Raw genomic sequence first — 16419 nt, forward strand, 5'->3', positions numbered from 1 at the left:
GGGACCGGGTCGACAGCAGTGTTTGTGAGGTGTCCGACACAAAAAAGACCGGGCCGAGAGAAAGTCTCTCGGCCCGGCCTTCACAGTGGAGCTGCCGGGAATCGAACCCGGGTCCTCTGCTGCATTGCCAGGGCTTCTCCGTGTGCAGTCCGCTATGCCTCTACTTGGATCTCCCGATCTCGCGAACAAGTCAGGATGACGATCCCAGCCACTGTTTGATGTTCCTCATCATCCCGCGGCCGGATGAATCGGTGAGCCCTCTAGCTGATGCCAGTACCCGGGCCGAGGGCAAGCCCGGACTGACAGACACGCAGTCGCTACTTAGGCAGCGAGTGCGTAGTCGCGCTGATTGGAATCGGCGCTTATAAGGTTGCGATGACGCTTACGGTGGTCTCTCGCCTGCACCGACACGCTTCCCCTGACTCAACATACAAAGTCGAAACCGTTCAGCCCCGTATGTTCCCGGACACCGTGTCCGGGCTGTTCAGTGTAACGCGTCGATCGGCCATATTCATCCCGTTAACGGCCGGCAGGTCCATGCGCCGCGGTTGCACCGGCGTCGGACTCGACTCGATCCACTACTGTCCGCAGCATTCGACGAGCAACGGCCCTGCGTACGGGCAACGACGCGTACCACACGGCTCGCCCGGCCAGTCCGCGAGGAAAGAACACGAGTCGCTGTTCGATCGTCGGCTGCTTGGCGGTGCCACCGACAGTGAGATCCAACCACGCCTCTCCCGGTAGCCGTCGCGACGACTTCAGCCGGGTGGTGTGTTCGGTTCCCGAGGCGGAGGCATCCGGCCCCGTGGCGTCACGGTGCCAACCGGCGAGCACCTCGGCGTCGGCCAATCGTTCGAGCGCGGGCCGAATGGTGCTCGAACGCGCGCCGCTTCGGGCCACCCGGGTATCGGTGTAGACGACCTCTCCAGCCCAATCAGGGTCGGAGGGAAGCGGATCCGACGGGGCCGCAGTTCCGGTGGCGTCGGTCCACCGTGTCTCGACTTCGCCGTCGTCGATCTTGCGTAGAGCCAGCCGCACCGAATCTCGGTAGCCCGTCAAGCCGTCGGCCGGACGTGGAACGACGGCGTCGATATCCATTTCGTGACCGACGGCGTCGTACTGCAACGATTCGATGAGCGGCATCGCCAATCCGCGCGGAATCGGCGTCACCAACCCGATCCAGTGACCGGCCAGACGAGGCGTCAACACCGGCAGCACGATGATGCGACGCTGCCGCAGACCGGCGACGTCGGCGTAGATGTTCATCATCTCGCCGTACTGCATGACGTCCGGCCCGCCGATGTCGTACGTGCGGGACTCGGTGACCGGAGCACTCGCGGCCCCGATGAGATAGTGCAGCACGTCGCGTACGGCAATCGGCTGAATACGGTTGTGCACCCACCGTGGGGTGGTCATCACCGGCAACCGATTGGTCAGGTGGCGAATCATCTCGAACGAGGCCGAACCGGAACCGATGACGACGCCCGCCTGCAGCACGATCGTCGGGACACCCGACTCGATCAGAATACGACCGACCTCGGCGCGTGACTTCAGGTGTGGCGACAGCTCTCCCGTCGGCGGATGCAGGCCCCCGAGGTACACGATGCGGCCGACGCCGCAATCCGCAGCGACGGTGGCTACGTTCTCTGCGCTGTCGCGTTCGGTGTCGGCAAAATCGGAATGGCCCGCGGTGCCCATCGAGTGCACCAGGTAGTACATGACGTCGACGTCGCTGAGCGCCTCCTTCAGTGACTCCCGATCACTCAGGTCGCCCTGGACGATCTCGACGTCCGCCGCCCACGGAACGTTGTCGAGCTTGCTCGGGGTCCGGGCCAATACGCGAACCCGGTAGCCCTCTTCCAGCAGACGCGGTGCCAGACGACCGCCCAGATATCCCGTGGCACCGGTGACCAGCACACGCGGCCGAGACGACGCGTTCTCGGACGTGGGGACATCGGGGGTAGAACCGGAAGCAGTCATAAACGGGTTCATTACCCGTGCGCGGGCAAGTTCAACCCGCGAGCGCGATCATCGCGATTGCCCCGAGCGCCAACGCCATTCCCACCTTCTGCAGTGCGCCGACCCGTTCGCCGAGCATCACCATCGCCAGCAACACCGTCGCAGCCGGATACAGCGAGGCGATGACGCTCACCAACGACAGCAGACCGCCCTCGTACGCGTAGATCATCGCGGCGTTGGCGACCACGTCGAGCACGCTGACGAACGCGGCAAGTTTGAGCACGCTGCCGTGTGGCGGTGCGAAATGCCCCGATGCCAACGCGACTGCCCAGACCACCGCGGTGGCCGATGCGCGGGACGCCGCGAGGGGCCACAGCCCACTGCCGTCACCGATCTGATGCAGGAAGATGAAGGCGAAGGCGAACGTCACACCCGACCCGACCGTCAGCCAGGCCACGGTGCGGGTGAACTTCATGTCGCGGCCGCCCGCGACCTCGCCGGTCACCTCGTCCGGTGACTCCTTGCTGACCAGCACGACGGCCACCAGGGCAACGGCGATGCCCACGAAGGCGATGACGCCGGGACGCTCACCCATCGACAACCCGACCAGAACGGGGATTCCGGCGACCAGCACTGCCGTCACCGGGGACACCACTGCCATCGGCCCAGCCGCGAGCGCGAGATAGAACCACCACACGGCGACGCCGCCCGCCACACCCGACGCCAGGCCCCACAGCATCGCGGGAAGTTCGATGGTGCCGCCGACGAACGGAGCGACCAGTAGAACGATGACCAGCGACAGCGGGTAGGACACGATGACCACCCGCAGGGCTGCGACTCGACGGGACGCGACACCGCCGACGAAATCGCTCACCCCGTAGCCCACGGCAGCTACCAGAGCGAGCAGAACAGCGGTCAGCGCATGCCCTTCACTCGACGCCCGAGCTCACGAGTGACTTCTCGTTCGGCGGTGCGCTTGGCCAACGACTGTCTCTTGTCGTAATCCTGCTTGCCCTTGGCCAACGCCAGTTCGACCTTGACCTTGCCGTCCGAGAAGTACATCGACAGCGGCACCAACGTCAGGTTTCCCTCTTTGACCTTCCCGGCCAGGCGGTCGATCTCGCGACGATGGAGAAGAAGTTTGCGGTTTCGACGCGGCGCATGGTTGGTCCAACTTCCGAGCGTGTATTCCGCGATGTGCAGCCCGCGCAGCCAGATCTCGCCGTCGTCGACGGTCGCGAAGGCGTCGACGAGGGAGGCCTTGCCGTCGCGCAGGCTCTTGACCTCGGTGCCGACGAGCGCGACTCCGGCCTCGACGACGTCGAGTATGGAGTAGTTGTGCCGTGCCTTGCGATTGGTCGCAATGGCCTTGCGGCCCTTCTCTCTCACTGCAGGGCCCTTTCTCGAGCGTTCGATGCGTGACGCCGCCTCATCGGCAACCGCTCCAGCATAGAACCGATCGGCAACCGAATTTATTCGCGCACGTAGAGGCGCAATGTGATGTAGGCGGTGACCGCCGCCATTCCCACTCCGACGAGTGCAAGGAACGGCGAGACCAACAGCACGTCACTGTTCGATATCCGGGCCAGAATATTGGCTTGATAGACGTCGGAGAGGACGTCGTCGATGAACATGTTCTTCGCGGTGAACAGCCCGGCAATCGCCAGCGCCGAACCGACCAGAGCTGCGACCACGGCTTCGAGGAGGAACGGCAGCTGGGTGTACCACCGGGTGGCACCGACCAGCCGCATGATTCCGACCTCGGTTCGTCTGGTGAACGCAGCGATCTGGACCATGTTGGCGATCAGGAGGATCGCAGCGATCGCCTGCACGGTGGCAATCGCGAACGCTGCGTTGCGTACTCCGTTCAGGACGCTGAACAACCGCTCCACCAGGTCTCGCTGGTTGAGCACGCTCTGCACACCCGGACGGTTCTCGAAGTTGTCGTTGATCACTCCGAATCGCTCCGGGTCGCTCAGACGCACCTTGAACGAGGCCGGGAAACTGTCGGCACTGACCAACTCGGCCAGTTCGGGTTGGTCCTTGAACACTCGCTCGGTCGCATCCTTCACCGCGTCCTCGCGGTTGAGGTACTGCACCGAGACCACGGAGGGTGTGTTCTCGAGATCCGAGCGCAACGTAGCGCACGTCTCCTGGGCACAGTCTGCGTCGGTGGCAGAGATGTCGTCGGTGAGGAAGATCTGCACCTCCACCCGGTCGAGGAAGATCTGCTGGGTCTTTCCTGCCATCTGCACCACGAGCAATCCGCCGCCGAACAGACCGAGGGAAATAGCGGTCGTCAAGATCATGGCGATCGTCATGGTGATGTTGCGGCGAAGCCCGGTGAAGACCTCACTGAAGATGAAACTTGCGCGCATCGCGGAATCCGAGCCCTTCGATTCGTTCGGTCGAGAAGTCTGAGCGGTCGAGTTCGGTGGTCGGCGTCAGCGGCCGACGCCGTAGACCCCTCGGGCCTCGTCACGAACGACTCGTCCGTTGTCCAGTTCCACGACGCGTCGACGCATGGAATCGACGATGTGGTTGTCGTGGGTCGCCATCAGCACGGTGGTTCCGGTGCGATTGATGCGCTCGAGCAGCAGCATGATGTCCTGGCTGGTGTCCGGATCGAGGTTTCCGGTCGGCTCGTCGGCGAGCAGCACCAGCGGTCGATTGACGAACGCCCTGGCGATCGCCACACGCTGCTGCTCACCACCGGACAACTCGTTGGGCAGACGGTCGGACTTGCCGCCGAGTCCCACCAGATCCAGCACCTCGGGAACAGTGCGCTTGATCATCGATCGAGGCTTGCCGATCACCTCGAGCGCGAACGCGACGTTTTCCACCACGGTCTTCTGCTGCAGCAGTCGGAAGTCCTGGAACACGCACCCCATGCTCTGTCGTAGCCGCGGGACGCGACGAGCAGCGAGCCGGTTGACGTGAAAATCCGCTACGTGGATATCGCCGGACGTCGGCGTCTCTTCCTTGAGCAGTAAGCGCATGAATGTCGACTTACCCGAACCCGAGGGCCCGATCAGAAACACGAACTCGCCTTTGTCGATGGAGACCGTCACCTTGTCCAGAGCGGGCCTGGTCGAGGTCTTGTAGGACTTGGACACATTCGAGGTGCTGATCACGGGTCGCCAGTGTAGTCCTTACCCGCCGGTAACCGCCGGAAGCGAGCGGGTGCCGCGGCGAGTCCCGAGAGCCGGTAAAGAGTGCGTCAGCGCGACGACGTCGGTGCAGGCCGGGACGGGATGAGCGACTGAATCGCCGGCGGGATGGGCACGCCGAACGGGGCAGTCGTCGTGGTCGGCGGGGCGGTGGTCGTCGTCGACTGGGTACCGGTGTCGTCGGCGCTCGTCGACGACTCCGGGTCGGTGGTCGTGCTGGGTGTAGTAGTGGTCGACAGACGGGAAGGGGTCGGTACGTACGTCTGCGATTCGCTCGGTTGCGTGAGCTCGTCCGGGCTCACCGCAACCGGCCCCTGAACCGCTTCCCCGTTCCTCTCGGCGATATCTGCGCTGACCTGCCCGTACAGCAGAGCGGTGAGCACGAAGCAGATTCCGAACGCCACGGTGGAGGTTCGGACGCGGCCGTAGATCTTGGCCGGAATGCGCCACTGCCGCCAGTTTCGTTGCGAGCGTTCGGTTCCGGTATCGGGTGTACTCACTGGTCTTCCGTTCGATCTCGTCCCGATGATTCCGGTGCAACTCCGGCCGTGCTGACGTCGGGGGCAACGTTGATGCCCTCGGGCTGCAGCGCAGCGGCAACTCTCACACGCAGCTCTCGTCCCACCTGGAATTGCTTGCCCGGCAACGTCCGCGCGACCAAGCGCACGTTGACCTGCCCCACCTCGATGCTCTCCACGCCCATCACGGTCGGTTCGTCGAGTAGGAGCGGACGCAAGTGTGAATCTGCGAACGCATCGCGGCCGACCGCGCGCAGCAGCGCATTCACCTGAGTCAGATCGGCGGTACTGGGGACCGGAACGTCGACGACGGCGCGAGCCCAATCCTTGGACAGGTTGATCGCCTTGACGATCTGCCCGTTCGGCACGGTGATGACCTCGCCGTCGACGCTACGGACCCGTGTCACTCGGAGCGTGACGTCCTCGACGGTGCCCTCGGCATCCTCGGCGGAGCCGTTGACGGCGATCTGCACCACGTCACCGAAGCCGTACTGGCGCTCGGTGATGATGAAGAAGCCGGCCAGGATGTCTTGCACCACGCGCTGAGCACCGAAGCCGAGGGCTGCACCGATGACAGTTGCGGGTGCCACGAGTCCACCGACCCCGAAGCCGAACCGGCGCAGCACCTCGATGGTGACCAGGATGTAGATGAGCGTGACCAGCACCCAGGTGATGACCTGAGCCAGGGCATGACGGTGTTTGGCGGCCTCCGACCGGACGAGCGCGTCGCTGTGCTGGTAGTTCTGGTCGATGCGGGCAGTGATTCGAGATCCGGTCCACGTGACGAACCGCGCGGCCAGTAGCCCGCCGAGGATGTACAGCACGATTCCGAGGCCGTTGAGCTTGACCTCGGGCGTCACGTTGAGCCAGGCCGTCATCGGTTACTGCTCCCCTCGCATTCGCCAGCGAATTCCCGATTCCAGGAAGCCGTCGATGTCTCCATCGAGAACAGTAGACGGATTGTTGACCTCGTACTCGGTACGCAAATCTTTGACCATCTGGTACGGGTGCAGCACGTACGAGCGCATCTGATTACCCCAGGAGCTGCCGCCGTCACCCTTGAGCGCGTCCATCTCGGCCCGCTCTTCCTTGCGCTTGACCTCGAGCAGCTTGGCCTGCAGCACGCGCATGGCCGACACCTTGTTCTGCAGCTGCGACTTCTCGTTCTGGCAGGTCACGACGATTCCGGTTGGAATATGCGTCAACCGGACGGCGGAGTCGGTGGTGTTGACCGACTGCCCACCTGGCCCGGACGAGCGATAGACGTCGACCCGAATGTCGTTCTCGGGGATTTCGATGTGGTCGGTGGTCTCGACGACCGGAAGCACCTCGACCTCGGCGAACGACGTCTGGCGTCGACCCTGGTTGTCGAACGGGCTGATCCGGACGAGCCGGTGCGTGCCTTGCTCGACCGACAGCGTTCCGTAGGTGTACGGGGCCTTGACGGCGAACGTCGCGCTCTTGATTCCGGCTTCTTCGGCGTAGGACGTGTCGTAGACCTCGACGCCGTACCCGTGCTTCTCGGCCCAGCGGATGTACATGCGCATGAGCATTTCCGCCCAGTCGGCGGCGTCGATTCCGCCGGCACCGGAGCGAATGTTCACGAGGGCGTCGCGGGCGTCGTACTCACCGGCCAGCAGCGTTCGAACTTCCATGGCAGCGATGTCCTCTCGAAGCGAGGCGCGTTCGGCGTCGGCGTCAGCGGTGGCGGACGCGGCGGCCTCGCCCTCTTCGCCCTCGGCCAACTCGTACAGAACCGGCATGTCCTCGAGGCGCTGCCGGAGCTCCTCGACGCGGCGCAGTTCGGCCTGCGCATGGGAGAGCTGGCTGGTCACCTGCTGAGCGTGTTCCTGGTCGTTCCACAGGTCGGGTGAGGCGGCCTGATGTTCCAGCTCGTCGATGCGTCGCCGCAGCTCCTCGACGTCGAGAACGGACTCGACTGTGGACAGAGTGGTGTCGAGCTCGGCGAGGTCTGCAGAAACGTCGGGATGCACGAGAGTCAAGGTTACCGGCACACGAACCCGTCCCCGACCGCCCCCGAAGACGCATGGTCATCCAGGGGTTCGAACCGTGCTGATTCGAACCCTGTTCGGGCACATCGTCCGCTGTTAGCTTTCGACGCGTCGACATATGCGCACGTCGACATCACTGCCGCCGCACGATGCCAGCGACATTCGATGGACACAGGAGTCTCGTATGACCGTCACCGACCAGTACCTCGAGAACAACAAGGCATACGCCGCCCAGTTCGACGGCCCTCTACCGCTGCCGCCGTCGAAGCACGTCGCGGTGGTCGCGTGCATGGACGCCCGGCTCGACGTCTACCGGATTCTCGGCCTGGCCGACGGGGAAGCACACGTGATCCGCAATGCGGGTGGGGTGATCACCGACGACGAGATTCGTTCGCTGGCCATCAGCCAGCGGCTGCTCGGCACCAAGGAGATCATCCTGATCCACCACACCGATTGCGGCATGCTCACGTTCACCGACGACGAGTTCAAGAACGACCTCCAGGAAGAGACGGGTCTGAAGCCCAACTGGGCTGCCGAATCGTTCCCCGATCTGAACCGCGACGTTCGGCAGTCCTTGGCGCGCATCGAGCTCAGCCCGTTCGTCACGAAGCACGAGTCGCTTCGCGGGTTCGTCTTCGATGTTGCCACCGGAAAGTTGAACGAAGTCACCGGATAGGCCCGGCCACCCGTATTGCCGCGTACGAGCAGGCCCGTGCGCGGCGATAGTCTTCTGCGGTGACCGACTACTCTGCCGATCTGCATCTCGCCCTCCGGCTCGCCGACGAAGCCGACGTCATCACCCGTGGACGATTCCTCGCCATGGACCTGACGGTGGACTCGAAGCCGGATCTCACACCGGTCAGCGACGCAGACCTGGCCGTGGAAACGATGATTCGGGCGGAGCTCGGTTCGGAGCGTCCCGACGATGCTCTGCTCGGCGAGGAGTTCGGTGGCACGGCTACGTTCAGCGGCCGCCAATGGGTCGTCGATCCGATCGACGGCACCAAGAACTTCGTGCGCGGCGTACCCGTGTGGGCAACGCTGATCGCGCTGCTCGAGGACGGCGTCCCCGCAGTCGGAGTGGTCAGCGCCCCGGCGCTGCATCGCCGATGGTGGGCCGCCGAGCAGCTGGGATCGTGGACGAGCGTCGGCGACGAAGCCGCCCGTCGAATCAACGTGTCGAAAGTCGATTCACTTTCCGCGTCCAGTCTGAGTTTCTCCAGCCTGTCCGGCTGGGCCGACCTCGGAACCAGAGACCGCTTCGTCGGACTGACCGATGACGTGTGGCGAGTCCGCGCCTACGGCGATTTCTTCTCCTACTGCCTGCTCGCCGAAGGAGCCCTCGACATCGCCGCCGAGCCGGAGGTCTCCTTGTGGGATCTGGCGGCACTCGATGTTCTGGTGCGCGAGGCGGGCGGGACCTTCACCTCGCTCGATGGACGCGTCGGGCCGCACGGCGGGAGCGCGGTAGCCACGAACGGGCTGCTGCACCAGGACGTCCTCGGCCGCCTCTCCCCCGCTGCGTGAATCGGTCGGCACTCACCGGAGACGGACGGTGAGAACAGCGAGGCGTCAGAGGACTGCGGCCAGAACCAGGGCCAGGAGCGGAGTGATTCCCTGCACGAACGCGGGCCGGAAGTACTTCGCTCCGCCGGTGGCGAGCACCAGAGCCGCGCCGACGATGCTGGCGCATGCGAAGTAGACGATCGCGTCGCCGGCCGAACCGCCCACGATGAGGCCGACCACGATGCCGATGCCGAGAAACAGGTTGTAGAACCCCTGATTGAAGGCCATCGGTTTGGTGATGTCTGCGTCGTTCTGACTGGCGACACCGAACTTCGCCCACACGGCCGGCTTGGACCAGAGCACGCTTTCCATGACGAAGATGGCGACATGGAGTACCGCGGCGAGGGCGGCGAAGACCTGAGCTATCGGATGCACGGGAAACAGCCTGTCACATCGGTACGACGCAGGATACGAAAGACCCGCCACGGTGTCGTGCGCCACCAGTACTTACTCGACAGTAGACAGCTAACTTACTCGGGAGTAAGATCTGTGAAGTCCGTGCCCGACGCCGAGGAACTGGTGATCATGAGCAAGCAAGACAGTGTGGTCGACGCGAAGGCCCCCAAGGTGCCCCGCGATACTTCTGCGGTTGGCCTCAACCCGTTCAAGAGAGATGCGATCGGAACCGCCATGCGCGTTCTGACGGCCATCACCGGGTCCGAACTGGCGGAGAAGTACAACCTCCGACAGACGATCGACCGCGTCACGTACGAGAGCACCAAAACCGGTTTCAAGACTCTCGGCGCTGCCAACCGTACGTTCGCCAAGGTCACCGGAGGCGGCAAGCCCAAGCGTCTCGACGACGGTGCCGCGAAGAACCTGAGCTACTTCGACCTGACCCCCGACGACGAGCAGCGCATGATCGTCGAAACGGTCAAGGAGTTCGCCGAGGAGATCCTCCGGCCGGCCGCCTTCGAGGCCGATCACAACGCCTCCTCGCCCGAGGACCTGGTCCGCCGATCCGCCGAACTCGGCATCACGCTGATCAACGTCCCCGAGGAGCTCGACGGTGCCGCCAGCGAGCGCGGTGCGGTCACCAACTCCCTCGTCGCCGAGGCTCTCGCCCACGGCGATATGGGCCTGGCCCTGCCTATCCTCGCGCCCAGCGGTGTCGCTGTCGCCCTCACTCAGTGGGGAACGGATGCGCAGCAGAAGACGTACCTTCCGGCATTCGTCGGCGAGAAGGTGCCGAACGCAGCAGTGGTCGTCAACGAGCCCCGCGCACTGTTCGATCCGTACGCGCTGCAGACCAAGGCGGTGCGCTCGCCCAGCGGATACAAGCTCAACGGAGTCAAGAGCCTCGTACCCGCGGCCGGCAGCTCGGAGCTGTTCGTCATCGCGGCGGAACTCGAAGGTCGCCCGACTTTCTTCATCGTCGAGTCCGACTCCAAGGGCCTCGTCGTCGAAGCGGATCCGAGCATGGGTCTGCGCGCCGCGGGCCTGGGTCGCCTGATCCTCACCGACGTGGCAGTGCCCGAGTCGGCTCTGCTCGGTGATGGTGACGCCGACCAGCGCGCCGCCGAGTACAGCGCCGCCATCGGTTTGGCCCGTCTGGGCTGGGCCTCCTTGGCCGTCGGTACGAGCCAGGCCGTACTCGACTACGTCGTTCCGTACGTCAACGAGCGCGTTGCGTTCGGCGAGCCGATCAGTAACCGCCAGGCCGTGGCCTTCATGGTCGCCAACATCGCCATCGAGCTCGACGGCATGCGGTTGGTCACGCTGCGTGGCGCGTCTCGCGCCGAGCAGGGACTGTCGTTCACTCGTGAATCGGCCCTCGCACGCCGCCTGGCGTCCGAGAAGGGAATGCAGATCGGCTCCGACGGTGTGCAGTTGCTCGGTGGACACGGCTTCACCAAGGAACACCCGGTCGAGCGCTGGTACCGCGATCTACGGTCCGTCGGCGTCGCCGAAGGCATCGTTCTCATCTAGCTCGCCGCCCCGAATTCCATGGCACTCACCCAAGGACACACACGATGATCAATCTTGAACTTCCCAAGAAGCTTCGGGCGCAGGCGAATCAGGCTCACCAGGTCGCTGCCGAGATCTTCCGCCCCATCTCCCGCAAGTACGACCTCGCCGAGCACGAGTACCCGGTGGAGCTCGACACCATGGCGTCCATGGTCGAAGGCATGTCCGACGCCGGTGGCGAAATCGGCGGAGCGGCCGGTGGCCGTGAGAAGGACAGCGAGTCGGCCAAGCCCAGCAAGACAGCCAACTCCAACGGCGGCAACATGTCCGCTCTGGTGAACGTGATCGAGACCTGCTGGGGCGACGTCGGACTCACGCTGTCGATCCCGTACCAGGGACTCGGCAACTCCGCTATCGCCGCGGTCTCCACCGACGAGCAGCTCGAGCGCTTCGGCAAGGTGTGGGCTTCGATGGCCATCACCGAGCCCAGCTTCGGCTCGGACTCCGCAGCAGTTACCACCACCGCTGTCCTCGACGGCGACGAGTGGGTGCTCAACGGCGAGAAGATCTACGTCACGGCCGGTGAGCGTTCCACCCACATCGTGGTGTGGGCAACGGTCGACAAGTCTCTCGGCCGCGCGGCCATCAAGTCGTTCGTCGTCCCGCGTGACGCTCCGGGCCTGTCGGTTGCCCGCCTCGAGCACAAGCTGGGCATCAAGGCGTCCGACACCGCAGCCCTGCTGCTCGAGGATTGCCGCATCCCGAAGGACAACCTGCTCGGCACCGCCGAGGTCAACGTCGAAAAGGGCTTCGCGGGCGTCATGCAGACGTTCGACAACACTCGCCCTCTGGTTGCTGGAATGGCGATCGGCGTCGCCCGTGCCGCACTCGAGGAGTTGCGGTCCATCCTGGTCGATGCCGGAGTCGACATCTCGTACGAGACTCCCGCCTACAACCAGCACGCGGCGGCCGCAGAATTCCTGCGACTCGAAGCAGACTGGGAAGCCGCGCACCTGCTCGCACTGCGCGCGGCATGGATGGCAGACAACAAGGAGCCCAACTCGCTGCAGGCGTCGATGTCGAAGGCGAAGGCCGGACGCTCCGCAGTCGACATCACCCTCAAAGCAGTCGAGTTGGCCGGTACCTACGGCTACTCCGAGCGCCCGCTGCTCGAGAAGTGGAGCCGTGACTCCAAGATTCTCGACATCTTCGAGGGCACGCAGCAGATCCAGCAGCTGATCGTTGCCCGTCGCGTACTCGGAAAGTCCTCGGCCGAGCTGAAGTAAACAGTGGCTCGTCATCGAGTCGGCACGTGATCGACAAGCGGCACCGGACTGTGCGTCCGGTGCCGCTTTCGTGCGCTTGGAAGAAATGTCGAGGGTCGGTGTCGATATCGTGATGTCTCGATCGTCGTCTTCGTGTACGGCGAATCGCGCCGCGACACCGAGGTACCGAGGTACCGAGCCAAGGAGCGCACCATGAAGTACATCCTGTTGATCAACGCCGACACCTCCCCCGGTGCTGCACCCGGCTGCAGCAGTGTGGAGGACTGGATGACGTACGAGAAGGAACTGAAGGAGGCCGGGGTCTACGTTGCCGGGCACGCGCTGGCCGACTTGACCACTGCTACCGCGGTACGCGTCGATCCGAGCACGGGCGAACGTACCGTTACGGACGGCCCGTATGCCGAGTCGCACGAGGTACTCGGGGGTTACGACGTCATCGACGTTCCCGACCTCGATGCAGCGCTCGAGTGGGCGGCCCGCTGCCCCGGCTCCAAGGACGGCGGCACCGTCGTCGTGCGCCCGCTCGCAGAATTCTGACGCGCGGGATCGTTGGGTGAGCGAGGTCGAGGTCAGTCGAACGATCGCATCGGTCTTCCGTGCCGAGCGCTCGATGCTGCTCGCGTCGTTGGTGCAGCGCTACCGTGACCTCGACCTCGCCGAGGAGGTGACGTCGGATGCCATCGAGGCCGCTCTGAAGCATTGGCCGATCGATGGCATACCGACCAAGCCAGGGGCCTGGTTGCTCACCACAGCCCGGCGCAAGGCAGTCGACCGCCTCCGACGCGATGAGACACTGGCTGCGAAAATGGCCGTACTGCAGATCGACTCGGACCGCGACAACCCGTCCGGCTCGAATGCGCTCGACGATCGTGTGCCCGACGATCGCCTCCAGTTGTTCTTCACGTGCTCCCACCCGGCTCTTGCTGCCCAGGACCGACTCGCCCTGACGCTGAGGTGTCTCGCGGGTCTGTCCACAGCAGAGGTGGCGCGCGCACTGCTCATCCCTCCTGCCACGGCTGCACAGCGAATAGTGCGGGCCAAGAACAAGATTCGCACTGGTCGCATTCCGTTTCGTGTTCCAGGACCGGACGAGCTGGCGGAAAGAGTGCCGATGGTGCTCGAGGTCGTCTACTCCATCTTCACCGAGGGGTACTCGGCGACATCCGGCGATGGAGTCGGACGCGTCGATCTCTCGGACGAAGCGATCGGTATGGGCAGAGTTCTGCACGCGGCTCTGCCGGGCACGTCCGAGGTGACCGGCTTGCTGGCGCTGATGTTGCTGACCGACGCCAGACGCCGCGCCCGGATCGACGAACACGGCGAGATCGTGCTGTTGGCCGATCAGGACCGGCGCGTATGGAATGCCGCGTTCGTCTCTGAGGGAACGGAACTCGTGAGCGAGGCCCTGACCCGTGGGCCGGCCGGCCCGTACTCCGTTCAGGCCGCCATCGCGGCATTACACGACGAGGCTGCTGACGCCGCGGGCACGGACTGGCCTCAGATCGTGGCCCTGTACGACGTGTTGATGGCACTCACACCATCACCGGTGGTCGCGCTCAACCGGGCCGTCGGCGTCGCAATGACCGAAGGGCCCGAGGCCGGGCTCGAGTTGTTGGACGCCATCGCCGCTGAGCCGGTCCTGCGCCGGTACCACCCGTTCGCGATGGCGAAGGCCGATCTGCTGCACCGACTGGGCCGGATGGACGAGGCCGCCGTGCACTACCGGAGAGCACTGGATCTCGCGCGAACGGCACCGGAGAAGCGTTTGCTGAGAAGACGACTGGCCGAGGTTGCCGACGCACGGGATCAGGCGGACAGCACAGCATCCACCTGATCGGCCGTCAGCGGTCGCTCTGCGTACACCAGTCGGATGGCCTCGGGATCGGGGTTGCCGATATCGGGTCCACGGGATACCAGCTTCAGGCCGGCGCGCTCTGCCACGCGAGCGGAGGAGAGGTTGTGTTCGAGAAGATATGCCACGACCGGCATTTCGGGCCGAGTTCGGTACGCGCACTCGACTGCGGTTCGACACATTTCTGCGGCGTACCCCTTGCCCTGCGCGTCGGGATGGAGACGGTAGCCGAGATTCCAGAAGGCATTCTGTCGGATGGAACACCCGCCGTAGCCGCTGATCATGTCGCTGCCGTGCTCACGAACGATCCATGTGCTCAATCCATCTCGACGCCACTGCGCAGTCCAGTTCTGCACCATACGTTGGGTCGTACCGATGTCGTTGTGCCGCAAGCTCGGAAAGTGTGTCCACGACTGCGGATCACTGCAGATCTCGTACAACGCGTCGAGATCCGCATCTGCAGGCTCGTCGAGAACCAGTCGTGGGGTCTTCATTCGCACACCGATGATCCTAGAGGGCTCGAGTCTGGTAGACCGGTGGTAGACGATCGAGCGAAGGGTGACAGTCATGGCCGAGTGGATCAAGAAGGTCGAAGAGAATGCAAAGGGCCTCATCGCAGAGGCAGAACAGGAACTGACGGCTCTCGAGGGCGCGGACACCGTCGACCTCACCGCAGACGAGCCGGAGGATGCTGCGACCACCGACGACGATGACATCGTCACCAGCGACGATGCACGGGAGCAGGTCTCGGACTGACGTCGGTGCCCGACCCCTCCGTGTCCGGCCGAAGCACTTGGTCCACCACGACGCACGACTGGTCGATGGACGTCGATCGAGATCACCTCTCGCACATCAGAAGCCGCCCCGGTGAGTACGCGCCGGGTGGAGTGCTGCACCTGGTTCTCGAAGTCCTCGCGTATGCGGTGGACGAAGCCGAGGATCAGGGAGGCGGTCACGCGACCATCACGTTCGACTCGGACGGCACGATCGATGTAACGGACCTCGGACGAGGTACCGACACACGGTTCGACCGCGGACTCGCAATTCGCAAGCCCGTTGTGAGCACTGCAGATGTTCGATTCTTCGACCGGCTGGAGCCAGTGCTGTTGGCGGACGGACATGCCCGCCGCGGAATGTCGACTGTTGCAGCGCAGTCGGACGTGCTCGAGCACACCAACCGTCGCAGTGAGGGCTCGTGGACCCGTCGATACCAGCACGGGTTGCCCGCCACCGAATTGGTGTCGACTGCCCCTACGGATCGGACCGGTACCACGATCCGGTTTCGTCCCGATACGTCACTGCTTGCCGCAGATCAGCTGAGGCCGCACGATCTTCGCGCTCTGGTCGTCGACACCCAGTCCTTCACGGTCACGGTTCTGTAGATCTACTCGAACACGTACCAGCAGATGCTGTTTCTCCTGTGCTGGTCCTCCAACACCAGAGCCCGCACGCTGTCCGGCAGCTGTTCCCTCTGCCACTCATTTTCCGCATACGCCGCGGCGGCTGCGCTCGACGACGGTGCCGCAGCTCGAACTGCCTTGATGGCGTATGCCGCTGCTCCGAGGTCGTGTTCGGCCACGTGCGCCACGCATGCGGCCTGACCTGCGGCGTAGGCGGCGAATCGAGCCGCTCCGCGAAGGGGACGCGCTGCGCCCATCGCGTGTCCGCCGAGGGCGCGGGTCTCCATCATCGGCAGCTCACCGCGTACCCACGCGCCGATCCCGTCGATGGCTTCCCGCGGTCTGGCGTCCGACGGAACCGAGCTCTCGAACAGGGGCAGCACGTGTTCGGCACAGGCAGCAGCCCAGAGCGCCAGGGCCCGATGATCGTCATCGGACAGCAGTCCCCCGCGCCGGGCCGTGACGAGCCGGGGATCTCGAACAGCGGGCAGGATCATCCTCGGTCGCCCTCTTCGCACGGGCATCGGGCAGTCCAACGTGATTGCACGGTGGCTATCAGAGCACAAAAAAGCCCGAGACCGTATGGTCTCGGGCTTTTCGAGTGGTAGCGGGGACAGGATTTGAACCTGCGACCTCTGGGTTATGAGCCCAGCGAGCTACCGAGCTGCTCCACCCCGCGTTGCATCTACGAAGTTACCCCTGCGTGTACGACGAATGCAAATCACGTGACCACGGGGTGCTCGGTCCA

19 protein-coding genes, 1 tRNA gene and 1 other RNA gene are annotated in these 16419 nt (G+C 64.4%); 8 read left to right on the forward strand and 13 right to left on the reverse strand.

Features of this window, described 5'->3' with window-relative positions; genetic code table 11:
- Positions 1–83: 83 nt before the first annotated feature.
- From ssrA to prfB, 9 genes are all read right to left on the reverse strand, one after another.
- Positions 84–454: a transfer-messenger RNA gene (gene ssrA / locus VF34_RS24760) on the reverse strand.
- 65 nt (positions 455–519) lie between these two features.
- Positions 520–1980 (reverse strand): SDR family NAD(P)-dependent oxidoreductase, encoded by a 1461-nt coding sequence (locus VF34_RS19075; protein ID WP_045841886.1) that lies wholly within the window; start codon positions 1978–1980, stop codon positions 520–522.
- A 31-nt stretch (positions 1981–2011) separates the two neighbouring features.
- A complete protein-coding gene (locus VF34_RS19080; RefSeq protein WP_072692108.1) occupies positions 2012–2866 on the reverse strand; it encodes a DMT family transporter in 855 nt (284 codons plus the stop codon).
- An 8-nt stretch (positions 2867–2874) separates the two neighbouring features.
- Complete coding sequence (gene smpB / locus VF34_RS19085; RefSeq protein ID WP_027496576.1) at positions 2875–3348, reverse strand: SsrA-binding protein SmpB; 474 nt, start codon at positions 3346–3348, stop codon at positions 2875–2877.
- A gap of 83 nt (positions 3349–3431) precedes the next feature.
- On the reverse strand, positions 3432–4337 hold the full coding sequence (gene ftsX, locus VF34_RS19090; RefSeq protein WP_032366335.1) for a permease-like cell division protein FtsX: 906 nt from the start codon (positions 4335–4337) through the stop codon (positions 3432–3434).
- A gap of 66 nt (positions 4338–4403) precedes the next feature.
- Positions 4404–5093 carry a cell division ATP-binding protein FtsE gene (gene ftsE, locus VF34_RS19095; protein WP_027496574.1) on the reverse strand — a complete coding sequence of 230 codons (690 nt, stop codon included), beginning with the start codon at positions 5091–5093 and terminating at the stop codon, positions 4404–4406.
- Positions 5094–5179: 86 nt separating this feature from the next.
- Positions 5180–5629, reverse strand: coding sequence for an Rv3103c transmembrane domain-containing protein (locus VF34_RS19100; protein WP_027496573.1), 450 nt, complete (start codon positions 5627–5629; stop codon positions 5180–5182).
- A complete protein-coding gene (locus tag VF34_RS19105) occupies positions 5626–6525 on the reverse strand; it encodes a mechanosensitive ion channel family protein (RefSeq protein WP_027496572.1) in 900 nt (299 codons plus the stop codon). Before VF34_RS19105 ends, VF34_RS19100 begins: the two co-directional genes overlap by 4 nt.
- 3 nt (positions 6526–6528) lie before the next feature.
- A complete protein-coding gene (prfB, locus tag VF34_RS19110) occupies positions 6529–7641 on the reverse strand; it encodes a peptide chain release factor 2 (protein WP_032372674.1) in 1113 nt (370 codons plus the stop codon).
- A gap of 202 nt (positions 7642–7843) precedes the next feature.
- Here prfB and VF34_RS19115 point away from each other — a divergent pair, with 202 nt between their 5' ends.
- Both VF34_RS19115 and hisN read left to right on the forward strand, forming a co-directional pair.
- Entirely contained in the window at positions 7844–8335 is a 492-nt protein-coding gene (locus VF34_RS19115) for a beta-class carbonic anhydrase (protein WP_027496570.1), read from the forward strand.
- A gap of 59 nt (positions 8336–8394) precedes the next feature.
- On the forward strand, positions 8395–9186 hold the full coding sequence (gene hisN, locus VF34_RS19120; RefSeq protein WP_032372675.1) for a histidinol-phosphatase: 792 nt from the start codon (positions 8395–8397) through the stop codon (positions 9184–9186).
- Positions 9187–9231: 45 nt separating this feature from the next.
- Here the strand turns inward: hisN and VF34_RS19125 are convergent, their stop codons facing one another.
- The gene (locus VF34_RS19125) at positions 9232–9600 is read right to left on the reverse strand and encodes a DUF1304 domain-containing protein (protein WP_027496568.1); all 369 of its coding nucleotides are present in this window, start codon (positions 9598–9600) and stop codon (positions 9232–9234) included.
- Positions 9601–9744: 144 nt separating this feature from the next.
- On the opposite strand from VF34_RS19125, the gene VF34_RS19130 reads away from it, so the two are divergent.
- From VF34_RS19130 to VF34_RS19145, 4 genes are all read left to right on the forward strand, one after another.
- Positions 9745–11154 (forward strand): acyl-CoA dehydrogenase family protein, encoded by a 1410-nt coding sequence (locus tag VF34_RS19130; protein WP_032366564.1) that lies wholly within the window; start codon positions 9745–9747, stop codon positions 11152–11154.
- A 44-nt stretch (positions 11155–11198) separates the two neighbouring features.
- Positions 11199–12419 (forward strand): acyl-CoA dehydrogenase family protein, encoded by a 1221-nt coding sequence (locus VF34_RS19135; RefSeq protein ID WP_032366333.1) that lies wholly within the window; start codon positions 11199–11201, stop codon positions 12417–12419.
- 192 nt (positions 12420–12611) lie between these two features.
- Positions 12612–12956, forward strand: coding sequence for a YciI family protein (locus tag VF34_RS19140; RefSeq protein ID WP_027496565.1), 345 nt, complete (start codon positions 12612–12614; stop codon positions 12954–12956).
- A 16-nt stretch (positions 12957–12972) separates the two neighbouring features.
- Complete coding sequence (locus VF34_RS19145; RefSeq protein ID WP_032372676.1) at positions 12973–14253, forward strand: RNA polymerase sigma factor; 1281 nt, start codon at positions 12973–12975, stop codon at positions 14251–14253.
- Here the strand turns inward: VF34_RS19145 and VF34_RS19150 are convergent.
- A complete protein-coding gene (locus VF34_RS19150) occupies positions 14226–14765 on the reverse strand; it encodes a GNAT family N-acetyltransferase (protein ID WP_032372869.1) in 540 nt (179 codons plus the stop codon). The genes VF34_RS19145 and VF34_RS19150 overlap by 28 nt on opposite strands.
- A gap of 73 nt (positions 14766–14838) precedes the next feature.
- Between VF34_RS19150 and VF34_RS19155 the strand changes: the two genes are divergently transcribed.
- A complete protein-coding gene (locus tag VF34_RS19155; protein WP_032366331.1) occupies positions 14839–15027 on the forward strand; it encodes a hypothetical protein in 189 nt (62 codons plus the stop codon).
- A gap of 5 nt (positions 15028–15032) precedes the next feature.
- Positions 15033–15653 carry a DNA topoisomerase subunit B gene (locus tag VF34_RS19160; protein ID WP_197077488.1) on the forward strand — a complete coding sequence of 207 codons (621 nt, stop codon included), beginning with the start codon at positions 15033–15035 and terminating at the stop codon, positions 15651–15653.
- 2 nt (positions 15654–15655) lie between these two features.
- On the opposite strand, the gene VF34_RS19165 is transcribed toward VF34_RS19160, so the two are convergent.
- The gene (locus tag VF34_RS19165; protein ID WP_027496562.1) at positions 15656–16168 is read right to left on the reverse strand and encodes a putative immunity protein; all 513 of its coding nucleotides are present in this window, start codon (positions 16166–16168) and stop codon (positions 15656–15658) included.
- 105 nt (positions 16169–16273) lie between these two features.
- Positions 16274–16350 (reverse strand) — tRNA-Met (locus VF34_RS19170).
- Positions 16351–16419 lie beyond the last annotated feature (69 nt).

The sequence above is a fragment of the Rhodococcus sp. PML026 genome (genome assembly GCF_000963615.1).
GTDB classification, from domain to species: Bacteria; Actinomycetota; Actinomycetes; order Mycobacteriales; family Mycobacteriaceae; genus Rhodococcoides; species Rhodococcoides fascians.

What these genes read in the sequence shown, in the direction of transcription:
- VF34_RS19075 (WP_045841886.1), bottom strand. Translation starts at nt 1,980, where the DNA reads ATGACTGCTTCCGGTTCTACCCCCGATGTCCCCACGTCCGAGAACGCG.
- ftsX (WP_032366335.1), bottom strand. Translation starts at nt 4,337, where the DNA reads ATGCGCGCAAGTTTCATCTTCAGTGAGGTCTTCACCGGGCTTCGCCGC.
- VF34_RS19105 (WP_027496572.1), bottom strand. Translation starts at nt 6,525, where the DNA reads ATGACGGCCTGGCTCAACGTGACGCCCGAGGTCAAGCTCAACGGCCTC.
- VF34_RS19115 (WP_027496570.1), top strand. Translation starts at nt 7,844, where the DNA reads ATGACCGTCACCGACCAGTACCTCGAGAACAACAAGGCATACGCCGCC.
- VF34_RS19135 (WP_032366333.1), top strand. Translation starts at nt 11,199, where the DNA reads ATGATCAATCTTGAACTTCCCAAGAAGCTTCGGGCGCAGGCGAATCAG.
- VF34_RS19140 (WP_027496565.1), top strand. Translation starts at nt 12,612, where the DNA reads ATGAAGTACATCCTGTTGATCAACGCCGACACCTCCCCCGGTGCTGCA.
- VF34_RS19150 (WP_032372869.1), bottom strand. Translation starts at nt 14,765, where the DNA reads ATGAAGACCCCACGACTGGTTCTCGACGAGCCTGCAGATGCGGATCTC.
- VF34_RS19155 (WP_032366331.1), top strand. Translation starts at nt 14,839, where the DNA reads ATGGCCGAGTGGATCAAGAAGGTCGAAGAGAATGCAAAGGGCCTCATC.
- VF34_RS19165 (WP_027496562.1), bottom strand. Translation starts at nt 16,168, where the DNA reads ATGATCCTGCCCGCTGTTCGAGATCCCCGGCTCGTCACGGCCCGGCGC.